Annotated in this window: 2 protein-coding genes; both read left to right on the top strand. The window is 53.9% G+C overall.

What is annotated here, in order from left to right:
- The first annotated feature begins 276 nt into the window (after nt 1-276).
- Complete coding sequence (locus tag ACR0NZ_RS20590; RefSeq protein WP_480521568.1) at nt 277-957, top strand: DUF6629 family protein; 681 nt, start codon at nt 277-279, stop codon at nt 955-957.
- A 201-nt stretch (nt 958-1,158) separates the two neighbouring features.
- A complete protein-coding gene (locus ACR0NZ_RS20585) occupies nt 1,159-1,791 on the top strand; it encodes a tyrosine-type recombinase/integrase (RefSeq protein ID WP_480521566.1) in 633 nt (210 codons plus the stop codon).
- Nucleotides 1,792-1,872 lie beyond the last annotated feature (81 nt).

The raw sequence follows: 1,872 nt of genomic DNA, 5'->3' as shown, positions 1-1,872 counted from the left end.
TGGTTGCGGGAGCAGGATTTGGCCTATACCGAACGTTAACGGAATTATTAATCTAAAAAGCCATCTCTACGCATTCCCTGTCTGTTTGAAATAATGGTCGCTTTGGACGGAAAAAGTGACAATCAAGAAACCCGTTTCCAGGTCCGCATTGAACCGAGGTGATACTTGCGACGAAGATGTCTGACGTCAGCGCCAATGGGACAGTTTAGGGTGATTTGTCGAGCCAATTTGCTGCTACGAGACGTGCAAGACAAAGCGTGCTAAAGTTGTAAGAGTATGTGTTTTTCTGCAAATGCCAGTTTTGCTGTAGGCGGCGTCTTGATCGCAAGTAGCGCGATCACAATTCCGCTTGCTTGGCGGGTCGGTGTACGTATCTTACCGCTAGCGACTTATCCACTTTTCTTTGGAATGCAGCAGGTTGCGGAAGGTTTTGTGTGGCTAGGAATTGAAAAGCACCAAGGTTATGAAAGTGTCTCAGCGGCGATGGTTTTTCTGTTCTTTGCGTACTGGTTTTGGCCAACTTGGGTGCCATTTTCAGCTGCTGCTTGCGAGCCGTACCGTTTTCGGCAACGCCTCTTCATCGCCTTTACAGTTTTGGGCATTGCTGGAGGGTCGCTCTTGTACCTGCCTATCATGTTGAATCCAAGCATTCTGCAGATTGACCTCATTCACAATTCGATCCGTTATTTGAATCCGGAGATGTTCACTAATGAAACGAGCAAAATGGTGGCGCGGGTGATATATGCCGTGATCATCTGTGTCCCGCTGCTGTTGTCTTCTCACCCTAAAATCAGAGTTTTTGGACTTCTTATCCTGATCTCAGTCTTGGTCGGCTTTTTCTTCGCGTCCCACGCTTTTACATCGATTTGGTGTTTTTTCGCGGCCGGTCTTTCCGCTTACATGATTGTTGTACTGCGGTCACTGGAAAAGAAAACTGGAACCGCTCCAGCCCTCTAATTCTCTTCTTACCGCATCGGCTGCAGGCTCCGATTGATGTCTTATGGAGCGACTGTTCTGGGCTCCGAGCAGACCAACGCACCGCAGCTAGGCTTGAAGAAACAGATGTTCGCGAAGCGGACACTCGTCCTCTTAAGGTAAAATCCGCGCGTTGGCACGGTGCCGATGCCTGGTGTGGGAGGGCTGGACGGAGACTCCATCATGTCCAGTAAACAGCTACCGGCAATCCGACCATCACGTCCGCCGTGGAACAAGGGGCGGCTGATCGGCCAGAAACGCCCGCTCCTGCCAAGGCAGGTTTGGGCCATTCGCGCTCGGCTAGAGCTCGCGGATAACCTGCGCGACTTGGCATTGTTCAATCTCGCCATAGACAGCAAGCTCCGCGGGTGTGACTTGGTTCGACTCAAGGTCGTGGACCTCGTCGCTGGTGGAAACGTCCGGGACCGCGTGTCGGTCATCCAGAGCAAGACCGGGCGTCCAGTTCAGTTCGAGGTGTCCGAGAATACACGCAGAAGCGTGCTCGCATGGGTCACATCGTCCCAAATGCTTGGACAGGTCAACCTGTTCCCAAGCAGGTTCCACGGCTCACCGCACATCTCGACAAGGCAGTATGCGCGCCTTGTTCACGACTGGGTGTGTGCAATCGGACTGGATCCAAGCGGCTACGGCACGCATTCGCTGCGACGGACCAAGGCCGCACTGATCTACAGGAAGACCGGCAATCTCCGCGCCGTCCAGCTCCTGCTGGGTCACACCAAGGTGGACAGCACGGTGCGATACCTCGGCGTCGAACTCGATGACGCGCTCAGCATCGCCGAGAAGATCGACATCTGAGGCCTTGGCGGACGGCCGCAGTCGTCCGCCATCTCATACCGGACGTCTCTCATGATTGACCGTAGCGGCCGCTCAGAGCCC

This window comes from Ruegeria sp. AE3, assembly GCF_056542225.1.
This window is presented reverse-complemented; position numbering and strand designations above follow the sequence as displayed.